This is a genomic window from Ralstonia sp. 1138 (assembly GCF_040544795.1).
GTDB lineage: Bacteria > Pseudomonadota > Gammaproteobacteria > Burkholderiales > Burkholderiaceae > Ralstonia > Ralstonia flatus.
Genome location: NZ_JBEPKQ010000001.1, coordinates 1,674,157 through 1,694,458, shown reverse-complemented (window position 1 = coordinate 1,694,458; position 20,302 = coordinate 1,674,157). Strand labels below are relative to the sequence as shown.

20 protein-coding genes are annotated in these 20,302 nt (G+C 64.3%); 7 read left to right on the top strand and 13 right to left on the bottom strand.

Annotated features, from left to right (window positions below; all coding sequences use genetic code 11):
• Positions 1-12 precede the first annotated feature (12 nt).
• Genes ABIC76_RS07535 through ABIC76_RS07525 form a run of 3 tightly spaced genes read right to left on the bottom strand, consistent with a single transcriptional unit; the run spans position 13 to position 3,181 of the window.
• Positions 13-945 carry a TIGR01777 family oxidoreductase gene (locus ABIC76_RS07535; RefSeq protein ID WP_354533505.1) on the bottom strand — a complete coding sequence of 311 codons (933 nt, stop codon included), beginning with the start codon at positions 943-945 and terminating at the stop codon, positions 13-15.
• A 34-nt stretch (positions 946-979) separates the two neighbouring features.
• On the bottom strand, positions 980-2,527 hold the full coding sequence (locus ABIC76_RS07530) for a cryptochrome/photolyase family protein (RefSeq protein WP_354533504.1): 1,548 nt from the start codon (positions 2,525-2,527) through the stop codon (positions 980-982).
• Between the two features lie 48 nt (positions 2,528-2,575).
• Positions 2,576-3,181, bottom strand: a complete 606-nt coding sequence (locus ABIC76_RS07525) for a lipocalin family protein (protein ID WP_354533503.1) — start codon at positions 3,179-3,181, stop codon at positions 2,576-2,578.
• Between the two features lie 339 nt (positions 3,182-3,520).
• Between ABIC76_RS07525 and ABIC76_RS07520 the strand changes: the two genes are divergently transcribed.
• Entirely contained in the window at positions 3,521-4,000 is a 480-nt protein-coding gene (locus ABIC76_RS07520; RefSeq protein ID WP_354533567.1) for a chalcone isomerase family protein, read from the top strand.
• Positions 4,001-4,011: 11 nt separating this feature from the next.
• Here the strand turns inward: ABIC76_RS07520 and ABIC76_RS07515 are convergent, their stop codons facing one another.
• Positions 4,012-4,644: a lipocalin family protein gene (locus tag ABIC76_RS07515; RefSeq protein WP_502947845.1), complete on the bottom strand. Its 633-nt coding sequence runs from the start codon at positions 4,642-4,644 to the stop codon at positions 4,012-4,014.
• On the opposite strand from ABIC76_RS07515, the gene ABIC76_RS07510 reads away from it, so the two are divergent.
• Positions 4,633-5,163, top strand: coding sequence for a DUF2878 domain-containing protein (locus ABIC76_RS07510; RefSeq protein ID WP_354533502.1), 531 nt, complete (start codon positions 4,633-4,635; stop codon positions 5,161-5,163). The genes ABIC76_RS07515 and ABIC76_RS07510 overlap by 12 nt on opposite strands.
• A gap of 15 nt (positions 5,164-5,178) precedes the next feature.
• Here ABIC76_RS07510 and ABIC76_RS07505 read toward each other — a convergent pair whose 3' ends face one another.
• From ABIC76_RS07505 to ABIC76_RS07470, 8 genes are all read right to left on the bottom strand, one after another.
• On the bottom strand, positions 5,179-6,279 hold the full coding sequence (locus ABIC76_RS07505) for an SAM-dependent methyltransferase (RefSeq protein ID WP_104565014.1): 1,101 nt from the start codon (positions 6,277-6,279) through the stop codon (positions 5,179-5,181).
• A gap of 29 nt (positions 6,280-6,308) precedes the next feature.
• Complete coding sequence (locus ABIC76_RS07500) at positions 6,309-7,085, bottom strand: DUF1295 domain-containing protein (protein ID WP_354533565.1); 777 nt, start codon at positions 7,083-7,085, stop codon at positions 6,309-6,311.
• 2 nt (positions 7,086-7,087) lie between these two features.
• Entirely contained in the window at positions 7,088-8,287 is a 1,200-nt protein-coding gene (locus ABIC76_RS07495; protein ID WP_354533501.1) for a class I SAM-dependent methyltransferase, read from the bottom strand.
• Positions 8,284-9,051, bottom strand: coding sequence for a DUF1365 domain-containing protein (locus ABIC76_RS07490; RefSeq protein WP_354533500.1), 768 nt, complete (start codon positions 9,049-9,051; stop codon positions 8,284-8,286). Before ABIC76_RS07490 ends, ABIC76_RS07495 begins: the two co-directional genes overlap by 4 nt.
• Positions 9,048-10,343 carry an NAD(P)/FAD-dependent oxidoreductase gene (locus ABIC76_RS07485; protein ID WP_354533499.1) on the bottom strand — a complete coding sequence of 432 codons (1,296 nt, stop codon included), beginning with the start codon at positions 10,341-10,343 and terminating at the stop codon, positions 9,048-9,050. Before ABIC76_RS07485 ends, ABIC76_RS07490 begins: the two co-directional genes overlap by 4 nt.
• Before the next feature lie 28 nt (positions 10,344-10,371).
• Complete coding sequence (gene folE, locus ABIC76_RS07480) at positions 10,372-11,100, bottom strand: GTP cyclohydrolase I (protein ID WP_354533498.1); 729 nt, start codon at positions 11,098-11,100, stop codon at positions 10,372-10,374.
• Between the two features lie 99 nt (positions 11,101-11,199).
• Positions 11,200-12,174, bottom strand: a complete 975-nt coding sequence (locus ABIC76_RS07475; protein ID WP_354533497.1) for a MerR family transcriptional regulator — start codon at positions 12,172-12,174, stop codon at positions 11,200-11,202.
• A 207-nt stretch (positions 12,175-12,381) separates the two neighbouring features.
• The gene (locus tag ABIC76_RS07470) at positions 12,382-14,685 is read right to left on the bottom strand and encodes a LamG-like jellyroll fold domain-containing protein (RefSeq protein WP_354533496.1); all 2,304 of its coding nucleotides are present in this window, start codon (positions 14,683-14,685) and stop codon (positions 12,382-12,384) included.
• 489 nt (positions 14,686-15,174) lie between these two features.
• Between ABIC76_RS07470 and ABIC76_RS07465 the strand changes: the two genes are divergently transcribed.
• Complete coding sequence (locus tag ABIC76_RS07465) at positions 15,175-15,828, top strand: GntR family transcriptional regulator (RefSeq protein WP_354533495.1); 654 nt, start codon at positions 15,175-15,177, stop codon at positions 15,826-15,828.
• 70 nt (positions 15,829-15,898) lie between these two features.
• Here ABIC76_RS07465 and ABIC76_RS07460 read toward each other — a convergent pair whose 3' ends face one another.
• Complete coding sequence (locus ABIC76_RS07460; protein WP_354533494.1) at positions 15,899-16,906, bottom strand: zinc-dependent alcohol dehydrogenase family protein; 1,008 nt, start codon at positions 16,904-16,906, stop codon at positions 15,899-15,901.
• Between the two features lie 158 nt (positions 16,907-17,064).
• On the opposite strand from ABIC76_RS07460, the gene ABIC76_RS07455 reads away from it, so the two are divergent.
• From ABIC76_RS07455 to msuE, 4 genes are all read left to right on the top strand, one after another.
• Entirely contained in the window at positions 17,065-17,451 is a 387-nt protein-coding gene (locus ABIC76_RS07455) for a winged helix-turn-helix transcriptional regulator (RefSeq protein WP_354533493.1), read from the top strand.
• A gap of 186 nt (positions 17,452-17,637) precedes the next feature.
• Positions 17,638-18,069, top strand: coding sequence for a YciI family protein (locus tag ABIC76_RS07450; protein ID WP_354533492.1), 432 nt, complete (start codon positions 17,638-17,640; stop codon positions 18,067-18,069).
• Between the two features lie 11 nt (positions 18,070-18,080).
• The gene (locus ABIC76_RS07445; protein ID WP_354533491.1) at positions 18,081-19,364 is read left to right on the top strand and encodes an RNA polymerase sigma factor; all 1,284 of its coding nucleotides are present in this window, start codon (positions 18,081-18,083) and stop codon (positions 19,362-19,364) included.
• A gap of 347 nt (positions 19,365-19,711) precedes the next feature.
• Positions 19,712-20,293: an FMN reductase gene (gene msuE, locus ABIC76_RS07440; protein WP_027680067.1), complete on the top strand. Its 582-nt coding sequence runs from the start codon at positions 19,712-19,714 to the stop codon at positions 20,291-20,293.
• The last annotated feature ends 9 nt before the right edge of the window (positions 20,294-20,302 follow it).

Genomic DNA, 20,302 nt, shown 5'->3' with positions numbered 1-20,302 from the left:
CGCCGCTCAACATCAATCTGCGGGTTGCCGGGTAGCAGGATGCTGATCCTGCACCAGCAGACAAGCCAGCGCCTCCTCCAGATTCGGAAAGCGAAACCGATAGCCGGTCTCCAGGGCCCGTCGCGGTTGCACACGTTGACTGCCCAGCAGCAACACGGACATTTCGCCCAGCGCCATCCGCAATACCCAGGCAGGCACCGACAGGAACATCGGCCTGCGCAGCGTCGCCGCCAGCGTGCTGGCAAAGTCTGCGTTGCTGACGAGGTCCGGTGCACACGCATTGAAGGCGCCCCAGCAATCGGCGTGGTGCAAGAGGAAATCGATCAGACCGACCACGTCGTCAAGATGGATCCACGGCATCCATTGACGCCCACTGCCAAGCCGACCGCCAAGCCCCATGCTGAACGGCAGACGCAGCTTGGGCAACATGCCACCGTCGCTTGCAAACACGGGCGCCGTGCGCAGTAACACGACACGCATGCCAAGCGCCTCGGCACGGCGTGCTTCCCCCTCCCACGCGACGCAGAGTTGACTGCCAAAGTCGTCGTTGCCAGCGCCGCTGTCTTCATCTAGGGGCTCCTGCCCTCGATCGCCATACCAGCCGGTGGCAGATCCGGAAACCAGCACGCGAGGCGGCCGCTCGCAACGGCCGAGCCAATCCACGAGTTCCCGGGTCAGATCGACGCGGCTGCGCCATAGAAGTGCTCGTCGAGCCGCGCTCCACGGGCGATCGGCAATCGGCGCGCCCGCCAGATTGATGACTGCATCCAATGGCGCGGCACCGTCCAGCTCTCGCAGCCTTGCGATGCCGTGCGCCCCGGCACACAGCCGCGCGACGCATTCAGGCGTACGGCTCCAGACCACGAGATCGTGCCCCTGTGCCTGCCAGTGGCGGCACAGCGCCCGCCCGATCAATCCGGTGCCTCCGGTCAGCAGGATGCGCACGATGGGGCGACCTCCTTATTGCGGTTCAACGCTGTCATAACGCTTCCAGCCTTGCACGCACTTCGTCGGCGCGCTTGCGCAGGGCGTCGCGCTCCTCGGTTTCCATCTTCGCGAGTTGTCGATAGACCATCGACAGCCGCGGGTTACGGCCGAACACTTCACTGTGGCGCGCAAAGAAATCCCAGTACAGCGCGTTGTAAGGACATGCGCGCTCACCGACGCGCTGCTTGCTGTCGTAGTGGCAGCCCTTGCAGTAATCGCTCATGCGGGAAAGATAAGCGGCGCTACTGACATACGGCTTGGTGGCAATGCGGCCGCCGTCTGCCCATTGGCTCATGCCTACGGTATTCGGCAGCTCCACCCATTCGAATGCGTCGATATACACGCCGAGGTACCAGCGATGCACCTCGTCGGGTGCGAGCCCCGCCAGCAAGGCGAAGTTGCCAATTACCATGAGGCGTTGAATGTGATGGGCATGGGCGGTCTGCAACGACTGGCCGATGGCGAGTTGCAGGCAGCGCATCTGCGTCTTTCCGCTCCAGAACCAGGACGGCAGCGGCGTATTGTGGTTCAGCACGTTGCTCGAAGCGTATCCGGGCATCTGCGCCCAGTAGATGCCGCGTACATACTCGCGCCAGCCCAGGATCTGGCGGATAAACCCTTCCACGGCGGGCAATGGCGCCCTGCCATGCCGATACGCTGCCTCGGCGCGGTCGATCACCTCGCGCGGATGCAGCATCTTCACGTTGAGCGAGAAGGACAGCAACGAGTGAAACAACCGCTCGTGGCTGCTGCTCATGGCGTCTTCAAAATCGCCAAAGTGCGGCAGCACCTGTTCGACAAATGCATCCAGGCAGACAAGCGCTTGCGCGCGGTTCAGGGGCCACCGGAATGCCCCGGCCTGCGGGTTGCCGAACGACTTCACACCGCTGCGTTCGATGGTCTCCCACAAAGCGCGGTGGTCATGCACAGGACGGGCGTCGGCGGGCTCCGGAGGCGTGCCGCGCCAGGGCTTGCGGTTGTCATGATCGTAATTCCACTGCCCGCCCTCCGGCGCCCCCGTGCCATCGATGAGCACGTCGAAGCGGCGGCGCATCTCACGATAGAACCGCTCCATGAGCCATTGCTTGCGGCCGTCAAACATGGCGGCCAAGTCATGCCTGCCCGTCAGGAAGTGTTCGGACTCGACTTCGCACGTCGACAGCGACTGCGTTTGCGCTTGCGCCCAACGACGCAACTGATCGTCCAGGCGCCACTCGTCAGGCGATTGCCATTCGACCCGCTCGGCGCCGTAGTGCCGGGCGAGCGCGGCGAGATTCTCGGTCACGGACTGGCGGTTGCTTTCATCGTCGATCGCCACATACCGCACGCGGTGCCCCGCCGCCCGGAGACCGCGCGCAAAGTCGCGCATGGCCGCAAAGATGGCAAGGATCTTTTGCGCATGGTGCAGGACGTAGTCCGTTTCCTGACGCACTTCCATCAGCACGTAGACGACGTCGGCGTCCACCTCCGCAAACCATGAATGCAGCGGGTTGAGCTGATCGCCCAGCACCAGCCGGAGAATCTTTGCGCCTTGGTTCATGTCATTGCGCGGCGTGCTCGCCTTCGGTCTTGTGCATACGCCCTCGCGCTACTGAGACGGATCCTGCCGCTCATGGGATACCGAGATGAGCGCCTTCGTATCAATGCCCAGCGCACGTGCGCGGGCGAAGATCGCCTCACGCTGCCCGGGGTCGAGTTGCTTGTCCCGCGTCAACACCCAGCAGTAGCTGCGGTCCGGCCCGACAACCAGCGCCCAGCGATAGCCCGGATCGAGCGCCGCCACGTGATATCCACCATAAAACGGACCGAAGAAGGACACCTTCAGCGAGCCGGTATCGGGGCTGCCCACGAACAGCGCTTTGCCGACCGCCTCGCGCCATTCATTCTTGGCCGGATCGAAGCCACGATTGACCACACGCACGCTGCCGTCGGGTTGGGGCTGGTACGTGGCCGATACGTCGGTCAAGCCTCGCTCGAACGAATGATCGAGCCGTGCCTGCTCGTACCAGCGCCCCTGATACCGTTGAAGATCGAACGGCGTGACAGCAGTGATGCCTTCGGGCGGGCTCGTCGGCAAACAGCCTGCCAGAAGCGTCGCGCCCGCCAGGAGCGGGGCCAGCCATTGCAGGCGCGTGCGCACTGCACGCAGCCCCTGCTTCGCGCGTTGAAACGCGGTTGTCAACGCACCTGCCATTCAAATCCTCCCAACATGAATGTCGCCCATGGCGACATGAAACGCTGCACCACGCAGCGCGTCAACGAAATGCAGCAGAACCCGCGGCGCATTCCAACCAGTGAACACGCTTTGCGTTGGCAAATGCGTCTACACCCGATGAATCCCGTTGCAGATCGGTGTAAGTCGTGAGCACGATTTGCATCGAGAAAATTTCGTACCAGCGTCTCCGCATCGGGGGCTCCGTCAGTAGACTCCGAAAGCAGCCTGTTCAACGCTTGACTCCACGCACGCCCTTGCAAGATGCCTGCCAAACGCGTTCACGCCGGCCGAGCCCTGGCCCTTGTTCTGTCCTCCATCATGAGCGTCGGCGCCCGGGCCGATTGCCGCGACACGGTGCCCGCGCCGCAGCTGTCAGGCAAGGGAGCGCTGTGCCTGCTGGGGTTCTGCCTCTACGACGCGCAGTTGTGGAGCGCTGAGCTGCCGCCCAGCTATGACGCGCCCTTTGCGCTGGAAGTGACATACCGGCGCGCAATCGAGCGAAGCCGGCTCATCGAAACCGCCATCGACGAGATCCGGCGGCTCCAGACCCCCGTCCCGCCCGACGACACCCTCGCGCAATGGCAGCGTGCGATGACGCCCGCCTTTCCCGATGTCAAACCGGGCGACACTTTGTGCGGCGTGTATCTGCCCGGGCGCGGCGCACGCTTCTACGCAAATGGACAACTGACGACCGAGGTGAACGATCCCGCCTTCGCGCGCGCCTTTTTCGATATCTGGCTGGCACCCGGCACGCGCGCTCCGTCCTTGCGTCGTCACCTTCTGGGCAAGTCACGTTGATGCGCGTACGGCTAGTTGGCGTCTCCCGGCGACTGGAAGCCCGGTTGCCCGATCTGGCTCGGGAACTGCGGTACGCGCCGGAAACGCGAAATGTCGTAACCCATCGCCTGAAAACGGCTCAGTGCCGCGCGATAGTCCGCATCGCTCATGTTGGGCTCGCGCGAGAACACCCAGCCGAGGCTTTTGTCCGGATAGCCAAGCAGCGTCACGCGATATTCGGGGTCGACATACAGCGTCAGCTGCGACACGTAGATGGGCCAGAACAACCGCACGCGCCATTCGCCGCCGCCGCTGCCGTCCACCACCGAATCGACGAACTGCATGCGTTTGAATGGTGCGTCAAAACTGCCGGGCCGATAGACGTACGCGTCGTCAATACGGCCATCGGGCCGCAGCGACCATTCGGCATAGCTGCCGACGTTGCCCCGCTCGCCAAAGTACGGAATGTTGGCGATGACATACCAACGCCCCATGTAGCGCGGCAAGTCAACCGGCACCGTCTGCAACGGCACCGCCGCGCGCGGATTGGGATTGGGCGGCGGCCCGGAGCAGGCAGCGGCGGCCAGCGCCAGCGCGGCTACCGCCAAACAACGTGCCCAACCTGACAGGTTGACCCCACGAGGGCCTCTTTGATGCGTTCTCATCGTGCTCTCCTCTATGCGGTGGCCGGACAGGCCGGCTGGTTTGTCTGCGTGCTGAGTGCCGCGCGCGACGCCGCGTGGATCGGCATCGTCTTCGTGGCCGTACTGCTCGCGCTGCACTTGCGGCAAGCCCGCCAACCGCAACGCGAATTGCGGCTGGTGGTGTGGGTGGTGGTGCTGGCGGCGCCGTGGGAAACGCTCCTGATACGCGCCGGCCTCATCGCCTATCCGCACGGCACGTTGTGGGCCGGATTCGCACCGCCCTGGCTGCTGGCGCTGTGGGTGCTGTTCGCGATCCAAGTGAATGTCCTCTTTCGTTGGCTACGCGGCAGATGGTGGCTGGCGATGGCGCTTGGGGCCGTTGCCGGCCCGCTCTCGTTTCGCGCGGGCGCCGCGCTGGGGGCAGCCCACATTTCGGAGATGGCTGCCACGCTGGGCGCGCTGGCTGTCGGTTGGGCGATATGGATGCCGCTGCTGGTGTGGATGGGCGAGCGCAGCGATGGCATCGGCATTTCGCCCTGACTGCCGCCGCGCGCACTACCGTTTGACGAACCGGTAATGCGCCACGCCCCATTCGTTGCCGTTTGCATAGCCGAACAACGTCGACACTGCCAGGTAGAACATGCGCCAGCGTTGAAACCACACGGCCGCCTGGGCCTTGCCATAGGTCTGGACGAACACCGGCATCAAACGATCACGGGCCGCGTCAAGGTTGGCGAGCCAATGGTCGGCGGTGCGCGCGTAGTGTGTGCCGCTGACCCACCAGTGCCGCGCCATGCGCAGGTCGTCCTGGAACTCGAGCAGCAACGCCTCCGATGGCATCGTGCCGCCGGTGAAGAAGTACTTCGACATCCAGTCGGTGCCGTCCTGTACTTGAAAGTGATACGCCAGCGTGCGATGCGCAAAGATGTGCACGAACAGCACCGCGTCCGGTCGCATCCATCGCGCGATCTTGCTCAACAGCAGGCCGTAGTTCTTCATGTGCTCGAACATTTCGATCGAGACAACACGATCAAAGCGGCCGCCCTTGGGCATCTCGGCAAACTCGAAATCGACGATGTTGCCGGTGTGCACGGTCAGGTTCGTCAGACCCCGCTCGGCAGCGCGAGCCTCGATCCAGCTGCGCTGGCCCCGCGAATTCGACAGCGCCACGATGCGTGCGTTGGGATAGCGCTTGGCCATCCACAGCGACAACGATCCCCAGCCGCAGCCCAGATCCAGAATGCACTGACCGTCGGCCAGGCTGGCACGCTCGGCATAGCAGGCAAACATTGCCTCTTCGGCCTCGGCCAGCGTTTCGTTGCCGGTCGGGTACAGGGCGCAGGAGTACTTCAACTGCGGCCCCAGGTGAGCCTCGAAAAAAGCGGGCGGCAATTCGTAATGCTGCGTGTTGGCCGCGTCTGTCTCAATGGCAATCGGGCTGCTGTGCAGCTCGTCCAGCAGCGCATTGAAACGCCGCGAACGCAGTTCGCCGTCGTTCAGACCTTCGTCTCGCAGGCGTTGGCGCATGAGGGCACGCATGCCTGCGCGCACCAGCCCATCCGGCAGCCATCCGCGCTCACAGCACTGGATGAGCCAGCCGTCACTGGCGTCGGCCGCAGCCTGCGGCGGTAGGGTCGGCGTGGACAGTGCAGTCATGTCGGTTCCTTGGATCTGTACGTCTGTTGTCAGTGGCGCGGCGGCCAGGGGATCAGCACGCTCGTCGTGCGGGCGTATTCGGCGTAGTCACTGCGCGTGGCGTGCATATGGGCCTCAAGCATGGGAACGCCCGACACCTTGACGAGCAACCAGGCCATGGCCACGGGCGGCAACAGCGTGAGCCCTGCCCAAGGCGCCCCGATCGCAAGGGGCACATAGGCCAGCCAGTGCACGCATTCAAAAAAATAGTTGGGATGCCGCGAATAGCGCCACAGCCCCACCTGGCACGTCTTGCCGCGGTTGGCCGCGTCTGCTGCAAAGCGGCGCAGTTGCCCGTCCGCCACCGCCTCGCCCATCACCGCAATCAGCCACAGCGCAACCGCCACCGCCATGGCAAAAGCGCCAGGTGAATCTGGCCGGTAGCTCGGCACGGCAAACGCGATCGACAGAAACATCGAGACCGCCGCCTGCAACTGGAAGAAACCAAACATGTTTCGCGATGCGGCCGCGCCCCACTCCTCGCGCAACTTGCGGTAGCGCGCGTCTTCCGGCTTGCCGGCGTTGCGCCGCCACAGATGCCAGCCAAGGCGCGCACCCCACACCGCGCCGCCGGCCCCGACCAGCAAGCGTGCCGGCAACGAACCTGTACTCAGCGCCGCATAGAGCAAGGCCACCACGCCCAGCGAGAACGCCCAAATCGGATCGACCATGCCGGCGTTCCTCGTGCGCAGCTGCCACGCCCACACCGCACTGAACACCGCCACGAGGAACACCAGCGCAACGAGTGCAACGCCCATCGCCGACATCGTCACCCCCGCTCCAGGAGGAACTGCGACACGCCGATCCGGCCTTCGTCGAAGCCGGCCTCGCAGTACGCGAAGTACAAGCGCCAGATCCGGATGAAGGGCTCGTCGAAGCCGAGTGCGCGCACGGCCTCCAGGCGGGCTTCGAAACGCTGGCTCCAGCGGCGCAATGTCTCTGCGTAGTCGCGGCCGAAGTCAAGGCGGTCGACCACACGCAAGCCGTGTTGCTCCGCCAGCCGGATAAAGCGCTCGCGACTGGGCAACATGCCGCCCGGGAAGATGAACTGCTGGATGAAATCGGTGCCGGCGCGGTAGCGCTCGAAATGCGCTTCGTCGATGGTGATGCTCTGCACCAGCGCGCGGCCGCCATGCCGCAGGCAGCGCACCAGCGTCCGGAAGTAGCCCGACCAGTACGCCTCGCCCACGGCCTCAAACATCTCGATGGATGCGATGGCGTCGTACGCCCCGTCCAGGTCCCGATAGTCACGCAGCTCAATGCGGGCGCGGGGCTCGTCGGCCAGGCGCTCGGCCGTGTAGCGCCGCTGTTCTTCCGAGAGCGTGATGCCATGCACATGTGCACCGCGCGCGCAGGCCATCTCCATCAGGCCACCCCATCCGCAACCGATTTCCAGTACGTCCATGCCGGGCTCCACCCTCAGCAGGTCGCACACGCGCCGGTACTTGGCGGCTTGCGCCTCGGCAAGCCCATGCCGCAGATTGCCGTTGAACCAGGCCGAGGAATACGCCATGCCCTCGTCCAGCCACAGGCGATAGAAGTCATTGCCCAGGTCGTAATGCAGATGGATATTGCGACGGCTGCCGCGGCGACTGTTCCGGCGTAGCAGGTGGCGCAAGCGCAGGACGGAGCGCGCCAGTGCATTCCCGAAGATCGCTTGGTCCAGCGTGGCGGCATTCACGATGGCCAGCCGCAGCAGGTTGGTAAGGTTGGTCGAGTCGATCCATCCGTCGCGATACGCCTCGGCAAAGCCCACGTCGCCGCTGCGCAGGATGCGTCCGCAGGCGCGCCAGTCGGTGATGCGCAGATCTGCCACGAGCGGCGATGCGGCATCGCCAATCTGCACATCGCCATCGGGCGTGACAAGGTGAAGGACGCCGTGCCGCAGCCGACCGGCCAGCGCCAGAAACAGCCGGCCGGCAGCAGGAACATGGGACGGCACCCAGGCGAGGGAGCTTGAGGCTGTCATCGGGAGTTCTCCGGAGAAGTTCTGTCGTGCGGGGCGCGGCCAAAGAACGGCACGCCCTTGAGCCACAGGCGCAGGGCCTGCCAATGGATGCGGCCAATGACCTGCAGGGCAAGCAAAGGCTGGCGCAGCAGCGCGCGCCGCAGGTGGGCGGCATCGAAAGGCTGCAACCGGCCACCGATGGCGGTCTGCAGCAAGGCGCCGTCGCGGTCGTGATAATCGATGCGCACCAGCGCCGTTGCAGCGCCCTCGGCAAAGCGGAACCGATAACCGCCCTCGACCCGGCAGAAGGGCGAGACATGCAGCTGCTTGCGGCACGTCAGCACGGTGTGCGCGTCAATGGCCCCGCCGTCGTGCGCGCACAGCAGGTATCGATGGTGCTGCCCAAAGGTGTTGTTGACCTCGGCCAACACCGCGCGCAGCGTGCCGGCCGCGTCGTGGCAATACCAGAACGAGACGGGGTTGAACATCCAGCCGGCAATGCGCGGAAAGGTCTGCAGCCAGACTTCGCCATCGGCAGGCAAACCCGCACTGCTCAGCACGCCACGTATCCAGGTGAGCAGGTCCGTGCCGTCTCGGGGGCCGTAATCGCGCGCGCGCAAGGACAGCGGGCGGAAGCAATCCACGCCGAACCACGTCCCGGTCAGGCGCCCGAGCGCGGAAAGCTTCACGCGCACGGCAAAGACCGGATAGACGAAGCGATTGATTACCGGCCGCAGGCGACGGTGCATGACCTGGCCGACGAGAAGCTGCGCGTCGCCATTCATGGCGCCACCTGTGCCCAGGCCGGAGCACAGCCGAAATCCGCCACAACGCGCAACGCGGACTTCAGCCCGTCTTCGTGGAATCCGTAGCCGGTCCAGGCGCCCGCAAACCAGGTTCGGCTGCGGCCCTGCAATGCCGGCAGGCGGGCCTGCGCGTCGATGGCCGGTTGGTCGAACACCGGATGCTCGTATTCGAAGCGCCGATACTCCAGCTCGGGCGCGGGCGGCGCGGATGGATTGAGCGTGACCACCACGGGCGTCGACACCGGCAGCGGTTGCAGCTGGTTCAGCAGGTAGCTGACGCACGGCGCGCCCGCCGTTGTGCCGGCGTGGGGCGCATCCAGATAGTTCCATGCCGACCACACGCGCCGCCGACGCGGCAACAGGCGGGTATCCCGATGCAGGAATGCAGTGTTGGGCTGGTACCGGAAGGCGCCCAGCACGGCGCGCTCGTCGTCGGTGGCATCGTCGAGCAGCTGCAGCGTCTGCGGTGCATGCGTGGCAAGCACCACGGCGTCGTATCGCTCGCTTCCCGCATCCGTGCGGACATCGGCATGGGTTTCTGCACGGCGGATGCCTCGCACCGGTGTGCCGACACGCACATCGGCCAGCCGGCCGGCAATCGCCTGCACATAGCTGCGCGCGCCGCCTTTGACGGTCCGCCAACGCGGCCGGTTGAAGACCTGCAGCAAGCCGTGGTTCAGACAGAACCGAAGGAATGTTTCGGCCGGAAACGCCAGGATCTCGCGGCTCGGCGTCGACCAGATGGCAGCCGCCATCGGCAGCAGATAGTGCGCGCAGAACGGCTCGCCATAGCGGCCGGCAGCCAGCAGCGTGCCGAGGCTGTGGCGTTCATTGCGGGCCACGGCCAGGTTGGCGTGCGCCTGGCGGTTGAAGCGCAGGATGTCGCTCAGCATCGACAGGAACCGGGCCGAGACCAGATTGCGCGGCTGTGCAAAGACCGTGCTGAGGCTGGTGCCCGCCCATTCCAGCGCCCCGCCGTCGACCGACACGCTGAACGACATGTCGCTCTCGCAATGCGCTACGCCAAGCTCGTCGAACAACGCAATCAGGTTCGGATACGTGCGGGCATTGAACACGAGAAAACCGGTATCGACGCCAAAGACCTGCCCGCCCTCCTCAATGTCGACCGTATTGGTGTGCCCGCCAAGCCGTGGCGCGGCCTCGAACAGCGTCACGGCATGCCGCTTCGCAAGAAAATGCGCCGCCGCCAGCCCCGAGATGCCGGAGCCGACCACGGCGATGCGCTTTGCAGGAAACTGAAGAATGTTCAAGGCGATGCCTCTTGGATTGGCTGGGCGCTCATCCGCCGTGGCGGCCGGGCAGCAGCGCAAGAAACTCGCGCCGCAGGCTGGGATCGGTCAGAAACACGCCGCGCATCACGCTGCTCACCATGCGCGACTCGTCGTCTTTCGTGCCGCGCCAGTGCATGCAGTAGTGCTCGGCCTCCAGCACAACGGCCAGACCGTCGGGCGCCATGCGGTCTTCCAGCAAGTCGGCGATCTGCTTGATGGCTTCTTCCTGGATCTGCGGACGGCTCATGACCCAGTCGATCAGCCGGGCGTACTTGGACAGCCCGATCAACTGGGAGTCCTGGCGCGGCATGACGCCGACCCACGCGCGCCCCATCACCGGACACAGGTGGTGCGAGCAGGCGCTGCGCACCCGCAACGGCCCGACCACCATCAGCTCGTTGAGCCGCTCCGCGTTCGGAAACGCCGTCACTTCGGGGGCTTCGACGTAGCGCCCGGCAAACACCTCGCGCACGAACATCTTGGCGACGCGGCGCGCCGTTTCCCGGCTGTTGTGGTCTTGCTCCACGTCGATGACGAGCGCGCGCAGCACCGCCTGCAGGCGCTCCTCCACCTCTGCCTGGAGCAGATCCAGTTCACCATCGCGCAGGTAGGCGGCGATGTTGTCGTTGGCGTGAAAGCGGTGGCCGGCGCTCATCAACCGCTCGCGAATCCGGACAGAAAGCGGCACGCTGCCAACCGCGCCGGAAAATCCGGGCGGATCCAAAGTCAGTTTCATTGAAGTTGCCTCCGAAAAGTCGGCGGTGCTTTCACCGCCCATGCCGCCTCAGGCAAGCTGCGCGCGAGGTGGATGGGACGCATATCCACCTATACGCAGCTAACCCGCAGGTGGATGCAGCGTCTCAGCCCGAATGGCGAATTCCATCGCGTCTTCGAGCATCAACCGGGCGCGGTTGGCGACATCACCGAGATAGCGGTGAAGTTGTTCATCGAGCGACGACCGCACCGCACAGCCATCGCTGAACCGCTCGAATGCGTCGAGCTGGCGGATCAGCCCGACAAGATGCCGTGGGCATTCGCAGGCGAGCGTCTGCGAGGCGTTGGCGAAGATCTCCAGCTGGCGGTCCGTGAACCTGCGCGCATTGCGCCGCAACGGCTCGAGCTTTCCGTACACGGCATCCACGCGTACGAGCTGCGCCAACTCCTGCAGAACCTGGTCGAGTTCGCCCTGGGCGTTGGGCTCGCGATACAACCGCACGCCGGCTGCGCGCAGCATGTCGGTGGCACGCACCGTGCCAAAGCTGTAGATCACGCCGACAGCACTGGCGCCGCAACGGCGTGCGGCGGCCAGCACGGCTTCTGCTGTCTCCGGATGCAGGGAGGCTGCTTCCACGACCAATGCGTCGGTGCGCGGCGGCGGGTCGAGGAGGTCCTCACCGTCGAGCGACGGCAGCTCGGTGACGGGCTCGATGCCCAGCGACGCAAGCGTGCTCTTTCTGCGCCGAACGCGCTCTGCCAGTAATGCTCCGCAGACGGCCAGCGAAATGGCAGCGGTGGACGGCGCGGGTGCAGGCGCCTCCACGGCTACAGAGGATTCCAGCAACTGCTGGAGTTCGGCGCTGTCCGCATGCGCAATCGCACCAATTGCGTGCCCCTGGTTGACAAGCGCACGCAGCAGCGCGAGCCGCCGCACGTCCTCGCTCGAATACAGCCGTTGGCCGGACTCCGATTTGGCCGGCGAAATCACGCCATAGCGCTGCTCCCACACACGCAGGGTGGATACAGGCATCTTGGCCATGCGGGCGGCGGTTCCGCTTCGGTACATCGGCGCCGCGTTGTCTTCGTGTGGCACGTGCGTCTCCATGCAAGAGCTGCTTTGCTGACATGAAACGCTGTGCCGCCAACATCGTCAATGAAATGAAGCGTAAAACGCGCTTTTTGAGGACGAATGAGTCGGAATTGAGTCGTCATTTCGACGCTCAGGCCGCCCGCACACCTGCCACATCGACGCGTTCCGGCTGCGCTCCCGCCGCATCGCAAGGGCGGGAGCACCATTACCTTACGAAGCGCGCGCCGTCAGCCATTGGCTGGGCGGCAGCGGCGCACCGACAATCCGCATCTCGCCCAGGCTGCCGAAGAAGCCGTTGCCCATGCTGCCGCCGTATTGCGCGCAGCCGATGGCCATCTGCTGGTTGCTCGCCACGTAGCGGATGCCGTCCATCCCGCTGTTGTTGCGCAGGATGGGCGCGCCTTCCACGTACATCGTCGTGCTGCCCTTCCCATCGTTGACGATGGCAACGTGCAGCCACTGCCCTGCCGAGACACCGCCTGACCAGCACGCCAGGTTCTCGGTGTTGTCGGTCGGGATGACCTCCCACTGGAACTCCATCAAGTTGGAAAACGCGAACATCGCCATCGTGTCGCCCTGGTCGACATCGCCCGGCCACGACACGCCGGTGGCCGCGCTGCGCGCACCGAGTCGATACAGGATGCCCATCCACGCATTGTTCTGCGCGGTCCACGCCGAATCGATCTTCAGGAACGCCTCGATCGTGTAGCCATTGGCAAACGTTTGCACATTCAGCGGCGAAGTCGTGTCGGTTGTGAAGTACGAAGACCTTGTCTGGTTGGCGTTCTTGAACTGGAGGCTGCCCGGGGCCGACGACAGCGGATGATGATCCTTCGACCAGACCAGATCGCCGGGTTGCCCGCCCATCCAGGTGTTCAGCGAAATGGGATTCGCGCCCGCCGTGGTATCGCCCGGCACGGAGGCATCCTTGATCTGGAAGCCCGGCTGATACGGAGACAGTGCCTGGCCCTCCGCCGCAGCCGTGTTGTAGAACCGCCAGTGCGCCAGCGTGTTCGGCACCACGGGGTAGTCGTTCGGGCCCGACGCCGGCTTGCCCGCAACCTGCGGCGGGTTGTGATAGTTCGCCAGGATCAGGCCCTTGGCGACGTCGGTCAGGCTGCCCGACACCGAGCCCGCCGCGGCCTTGAAGCCGGGATTGAAGCCGGCAAAGCGCTTGGCAAAATCGATGTCGATTGAGAAGTTCTGGTTATCCGCCGTCAGCCACGCCGAATCGAAGGGGGTGAGGCTCGCTTCCGGCTTGACCGGCACCCACGGCGAGAACGAACTGGCGACGATCCTGTTGTTCGTCAGATCGAATTCGAACAGGCGCATCAGGCCGTTGCCGCCCATATACGCCATCTGATAATCGACGACCATGAAGATGACGTCGTTGCCGGCGGCGTTCTTTTTCGTCATCTTGCACGCGCCGTGATAGTGACCCGACACGGCCATGAAAATCTGGTCGTTGTTCTTGATCAGCTTGTCCCACAGGTAGCTCGAATAGGCCGTATCGGTTGCCGTCACACCATCGGAACCAATGCCCGCGAGCTGGTGGCAAATCAGGATGACCGGAATGCCGGGGTTCTTTGCGATGACCGAGTTGGCCCAGGCAATCGCATCGTCCGAAGCGCGCCACGACATCGACAGCACCAGAAACTGGTTTCCCTCCGCCTGGAAGACGTGGTACTCGTGAAAGCCCGAACCGTGGCGGCCGCCGAAGGTTGACTGCTGTTGGGCACGCGCGGTCGGAAACACTTTCAGATACGGCTCCAGAAGACCTTGCCGGTGGCTGCCGCCGTCCTGGTATCCGTCGGTGTTGTCGAAACCGGAAACGCCCACGCCCCAGTCCGGCCCCCATTGCATCGACGAGCCGATGGCGCCGATATCGTGGTTGCCCGCGCAAATCGAATAGTTGCAGTTGGCCTTTTCCAGCACCTGCATTGCCTGGCTCGCCAGCTCCCACTCTTTGGTCACGGTGCCGTTGCTGAGCTGGCTGTTGCTCAGCAGATCGGTACTCGCGCTCCACGGTGCCGAACCCTCAGAGGTGTAATACCAGGACTGATCGACAATATCGCCAAGATGGGTGGTAAAGGCCAGTTTCAGCGCTTTTGCATTCTGGGCAATCCATTGCGTTTGCGATTTGAATGGATTATCGAATTGCGGATTGATGGTCGGATAATTCTTTTGATACAACTCGCCCATTTTTGCCGATGCATAGCGCGGATAGAATTGCGTATCCGGCAAGGCCGCCAGCGTAAATGACGACACCATTTTTGGCGCTGGCGTACCGATGCCCGGATTGCCCGCGCCGGGGGACGTGCCCGTACCCGTTGAGGCGGAACCCGTCGACGCGTCCGATGCATCGCCACCACCGCACCCGCCCAGCGCGCCCGACAGGCCGACCGCGGTCGAAGCCAGCATCATGCGCAGCAACTGCCGCCGCTTCAATTCAGGAACAGCCGCCAGATCGTCCAGCGTCACCGGCTGTTGATCGGCCCGACTTTTCATTGACATGGTTCTCTCCGTTACGTTTTGGGCTACCCAGAAGGCAAAGCGATTGCCGTCGCAATTCGCAGGCTGGTCCAACGTGCGAAGGGAAATGAACGTCATGCCTGAAAAGTGGCAATTCTCATCGACACAGATCAACCGCGCCAAGCATCCGAGACGAACAATTCTCAAAAAAACTCAGCTAGCGAATGCGTTCGATGCTGTATTGATTGCCTGCGATTCATAAAATGAATCGGTCACATCGATTGGCATCCGCATGGTAGGAATGCTGTGTGACAGTGGCATTTCTTTAAACCGTGGATATTCGATCCTGATTGGATTGAATCGCAATTCAAGCGTGCGGAGTTTGCCGCTATCATGGTGCCCGCGCGGCTGCGGGTCTCCGGTCGCATTGACCTCAGGCCGCGCCATTGCGATCCCTTCCACGCCCCTCAACCCGTTGCTCGCTGCATGACTTCGCGCCCCTTTCGCGCCTCACCTGAGGACGAAGCCACCATGACCGCCGCCCGACGCGTGTATCTGAGCCTGCGCGAGCGGATTGTCGAGATGGAGTTGCTGCCCGGAACGCGCATTGTCGAGAAGGACCTTGCGGAAGAATTCGGGACCAGCCGCACGCCCGTGCACGAGGCGGTCCAGCGCTTGGCCGAGGAAGGGCTGATCGACGTCCAGGCGCGCGTCGGGACATTCGTGTCGCGCATTCCGCTCAATACGCTCGAAGAGGCCATGCTGGTGCGCAGCGCGCTGGAAGTCGCCATCATCGAGAAGGCCGCCGAACGCATGACGCCCGAAGGCATCCACAAACTCAATGTCGTGCTGGAGCGGCAGGCGCAATGCGTGCGCGAGAGCAACCGGCGCGGCTTCTTCCGCACCGACGAAGCCTTTCACGCCACGCTGGCCGAGTTGTCGGGCTACCCCGGCGTCTGGCAGATCATCCTGGAAGTCAAAACGCAGATCGATCGTTACCGGCTGCTCACCCTGCCCCTGGAGGGCCGCATGACCGAGGTGCTGGCCGAGCACCGCGCGGTCATCGACGCGCTGGCGTCCAACAACCCGAAAAGCGCCGTGCGTGCCATGCGTGAACATCTGGATCACGTGCTGCCGGTGCTGGAAATCACGCGCCGGCAGCGGCCCGAATATTTCACGGGATAAGGGCAACCATCACGCCGGCGCATGGGCCGGCAGATGCGGGGCGGCGCCGCCCCGCGCCACCCCGCCCCACTCAAATCGACAGGCAGAGCTTGCCGAAGTGCTTGCCCGCCGCCTGATGCGCAAACGCATCGGCAATGTCTTCCAGCGCAAACGTCCGGTCGATCACCGGCTTGATGCCGGTTGCGTCGATGGCGCGCACCATGTCGCGCTGGTGGCTCCGGCTGCCGACAATCAAACCTTGCAGGGTCTGGTGGCGCCGCATCAGCTCCACCGTCGGCACCGGGCCTGCAATACCGGTCAGCACGCCGATCAGGGCGATATGGCCGCCGGTGCGGCATGCCTGGATGGACTGACTCAGCGTGTCGGGCCCACCCACTTCGATCACGTTGTCGACGCCCCGGCCGTTCGTGTACTCGAGCACCTTGGCCGCCCAGTCGGTATCGCGCCGGTAGTTGATCGTGAAATCGGCACCGAGCGCCTGCGCACGCGCGAGTTTCTCGTCGGAGGACGAGGTTGCGATCACGGTGGCGCCCATGCTCTTGGCAAATTGCAGCGCAAAGATCGACACGCCGCCCGTCCCGAGCACCAGCACGGTATCGCCCGCCTTCAAGCGCGCGTCGACTACCAGCGCGCGCCATGCGGTCAGCCCGGCCGTCGTCAGCGTTGCGGCTTCGGTGTGGCTGTAGCTGCGCGGTGCGTGCGTAAACCAATGCGCCGGGCGAACGACGTATTCGCGTGCGTAGCCGTCAACACCGTCGCCGGGCACGGTCGCAAAATCGGCGAGGGTCGGGCCGCCATCCAGCCAGGTCGGGAAGAACGTCGAGACAACCGAATCGCCCACGGCAAACTCGTCCACGCCTTCGCCGACCGCCTCCACCACGCCGGCGCCGTCGGACATCGGGATGCGGCCGTCGGCGCTGGGCATGCGGCCGGTCACCACGCCCAGATCGTGGAAGTTCAGCGAGCTGGCATGCACACGCACGCGGATTTCTCCGGCGCCCGGCTGGCCGGGGTCGGGCAGATCAACGCGCTGAAGTTTGTCGAGGCCAGCGGGCTGGCGCAGGGTAATGGCTTTCATGAGCACGACGTCCTGAATGGAAAGTGGAAAGGTTGCGAAACGGCAGCGCCGCAAAAACTTGCAGCGATACCGCATTGCAGGCATTGTCACGGCGTACCTCCCGCACCGCAAAAACGTACAATTTTCACCGGTACTATCAATTTTGTAGGTATAAAACCATGCGTCTGAAACGTCTGGACGGCAAAAGCGGCTGCGCCGTCGAAGTCACGCTTTCCGTGATCGGCGGGGTCTGGAAGCCCGTGATCCTGTTCCACCTGCTGTCCGGGAAGAAGCGCTTCATGGAGCTGACCCGCCTGATTCCGAATGCCACGCAGCGCATGCTGACGCTGCAATTGCGCGAACTCGAAGCGGACGGCGTCATCGCGCGGCACGTGTATCCGCAGGTGCCGCCCAAAGTCGAATATGTGCTGACCCCGCTGGGCGAATCGCTCGCGCCGGTGCTGATCAGCCTGCGCGAATGGGGCGAGTCGTATCGCACGAGCGAGATGTCCCGCGAGCCGGCCGAAGTACCGGAATGCGCGCGTGGCGAGGCCATGGCGACTTGAAGTCACACGAGGGCTGCCGAAAAAGGCGGCCTAAGGCGCCGCTCGCCTCACACCGCGTCGCAGTTACATGCAGTTACATCTTCTAAGTCGTAGCGTGTCGATTTCGCCCACCCCTCATTCGACGTGCAAGTAGAGGCGCAAACATCTTGCGAAGCCTCTCACCCAACCGAACCAAGGAGAAACACCATGCGATTCATGATCCTGCGACTGGCCGACCAAGACACCGAAGCCTCGGTGATGCCCAGCGAAGAACTGCTGACCGCCATGGGCAAATACATGGAAGAGCTGGCCAAGGCGGGCGTGCTGTTGGGCGGCGAAGGCCTGCACCCCAGCTCGCGCGGCGCACGTGTGGAATTCAAGGGCGGCAAGCCGACGGTGATCGATGGTCCATTTACCGAAGCCAAGGAGCTGATCGCCGGCTACACCATGCTGCAGGTCAAGTCGGAAGAAGAAGCGCTCGAATGGGTCAAGCGCTGGCCGGCATTGGATGGCGGCGGCAATGTGCGCCTCGAAATCCGGCGCGTGTTTGAAGCGGAAGATTTTGGTGCGGAGTTCACGCCCGAAGCCCGCGAGCGTGAAGAACGCCTGCGCGCCGAACTGGCGGCCAAGCAGCAATAGGCGGCGCCGTCATGGCCGATTCGACGCAGGCCGCCCCCGCCATCCACCGCACCATCGACGCGGTGTGGCGCATCGAATCGGCCAGGATCATTGCCGGGCTTGCGCGCCTGCTGCGCGACGTGGGCCTGGCAGAAGAGCTGGCGCAGGATGCGCTGGTCGCGGCGCTGGAGCAATGGCCCGCATCCGGCATCCCCGACAACCCGGCCGCGTGGCTCACGGCCACCGCCAAACACCGCGCCATTGACCGGCTGCGGCATCACACGCTGGCAGAGCAGAAACATGCGCGGCTTGCCATCGAGCTGGAGATCGAACACGAGCTGGCCCAGGCCGATGCCGAAGCCGCACGTGACGAGGCCATCGGCGACGATCTGCTGCGGCTGGTCTTCATTTCCTGTCATCCGGTGCTGCCGCACGAAGGCCGCGTGGCGCTGACGCTGCGATTGCTTGGCGGGCTGACGACGGACGAAATCGCCCGCGCGTTTCTGGTGCCCGAACCGACGGTGGCGCAGCGCATCGTGCGTGCGAAAAAGACGCTTGCCGCCGCGCGCGTGCCCTTCGAATTGCCCGAGCCCGATGCGTTGCCCGAGCGGCTGTCGGCCGTGCTGCAGGTGATCTATCTCGTCTTCAACGAAGGCTATGCCGCCACCGCCGGCGACGACTGGACGCGCCCCACGCTGTGCGAAGAAGCGCAGCGCCTCGGCCGCATCCTCGCCGGTCTCATGCCCGGCGAGCCTGAAGTGCACGGCCTGCTCGCGCTGATGGAGCTGCAGGCCTCGCGCCTGCGTGCACGCGTGGGCCCCGGCGGCCGCCCCATCCTCCTGATGGATCAGGACCGCAGCCGTTGGGACTACCTGCTCATCCAGCGTGGCTTTGCAGCGCTCGCGCAGGCTGAAGCCTGCGGGCGAGGGCTCGGCCCGTATGGGCTGCAGGCGGCCATTGCGGCCTGTCATGCAAGCGCACGCACCGCCGAGCAAACCGACTGGACGCGCATTGCCGCGCTGTACGACGCGCTCGCGCAACTCACGCCCTCGCCCGTCGTTGAACTCAACCGCGCCGTTGCGGTGGCAATGGCGTATGGGCCGCAAGCGGGCCTCGACATCGTCGATACGCTGCTCGCCGAACCGGCGTTGCGCAGCTATCACCTGCTGCCCAGCGTCCGCGCCGATTTTCTTGCACGCCTCAACCGCATGGAGGAGGCGCGTGCGGAGTACGAGCGTGCTGCTGCACTCACGCACAATCGGCAGGAGCGTGCGCTGCTCCTCGAGCGCGCAGCCGGGTGCACTGCCCGCGGCTGACGCTGTCGATCATCACACCGACCTGCACGTTGATCGTGATGCTTTGGAAGCAAGTTTCCAGCAGATTGCGCGCGTGCACGCATCCGGAATTCGTCTTTCGATATGACATCGCGCGATTGCGGATTGGCAACACCGCGCCACCGCCGAAGACTGAATTCAATTCTCTTTACAGCTCAGAGACTTAGCGTGAAACGCGAGCATTGAAATATAGATGCTCCGATTTCTACGTATGCCGCTGCGCATGGTGCGACGCAGAATGATTTGCAAGCGCAGGACATGGCTCAAGGCCGGCCGCGCTCATGCATTCACATCGTTCCGTCGATCGCGCAAGCGCAGAGGTACTCACAATGAGTCGCAAGTTCAAGGTCGTGGCCGTCTCGGGCAGTGTGCAGCGCCCCTCGCGGACACTCGTATTGGTCGAGCAACTGCTGGCCGCCCTCGCCGAGGTTCTTCCCATCGATGTCCACCTGATCACGCTGGAAGAGCTGGCTCCAGCCATTGGCGGCACGTCGTATCGAGACCAGCTGCCGGGCCGGGTGCAGGCGGAACTTGCCGCCATTGAATCGGCCGATGTGCTCGTGGTCGCGAGCCCCGTGTATCGCGGCTCATACACGGGTCTGTTCAAGCATCTTTTTGATCTGGTCCACCACGAAGCGCTCATCGACGTGCCTGTCCTGCTGGCCGCCACGGGCGGCAGCGACCGTCACGCGCTGGTGATCGATCATCAGCTGCGGCCGCTTTTCAGCTTCTTCCAGGCGCGCACATTGCCGCTGGGCGTGTATGCATCGGAGCAGGATTTCAGCGGCTACGACATCACCAGTCAGGCACTGCGTGACCGGATCGCCCTGGCCGTCACGCGTGCGTTGCCGCTGCTGAGCACGGCGCCGGCCGCAGACCTTCGCACTGCCCCGGTGGCGCAAGCCGCCTGAAGCGCCGCT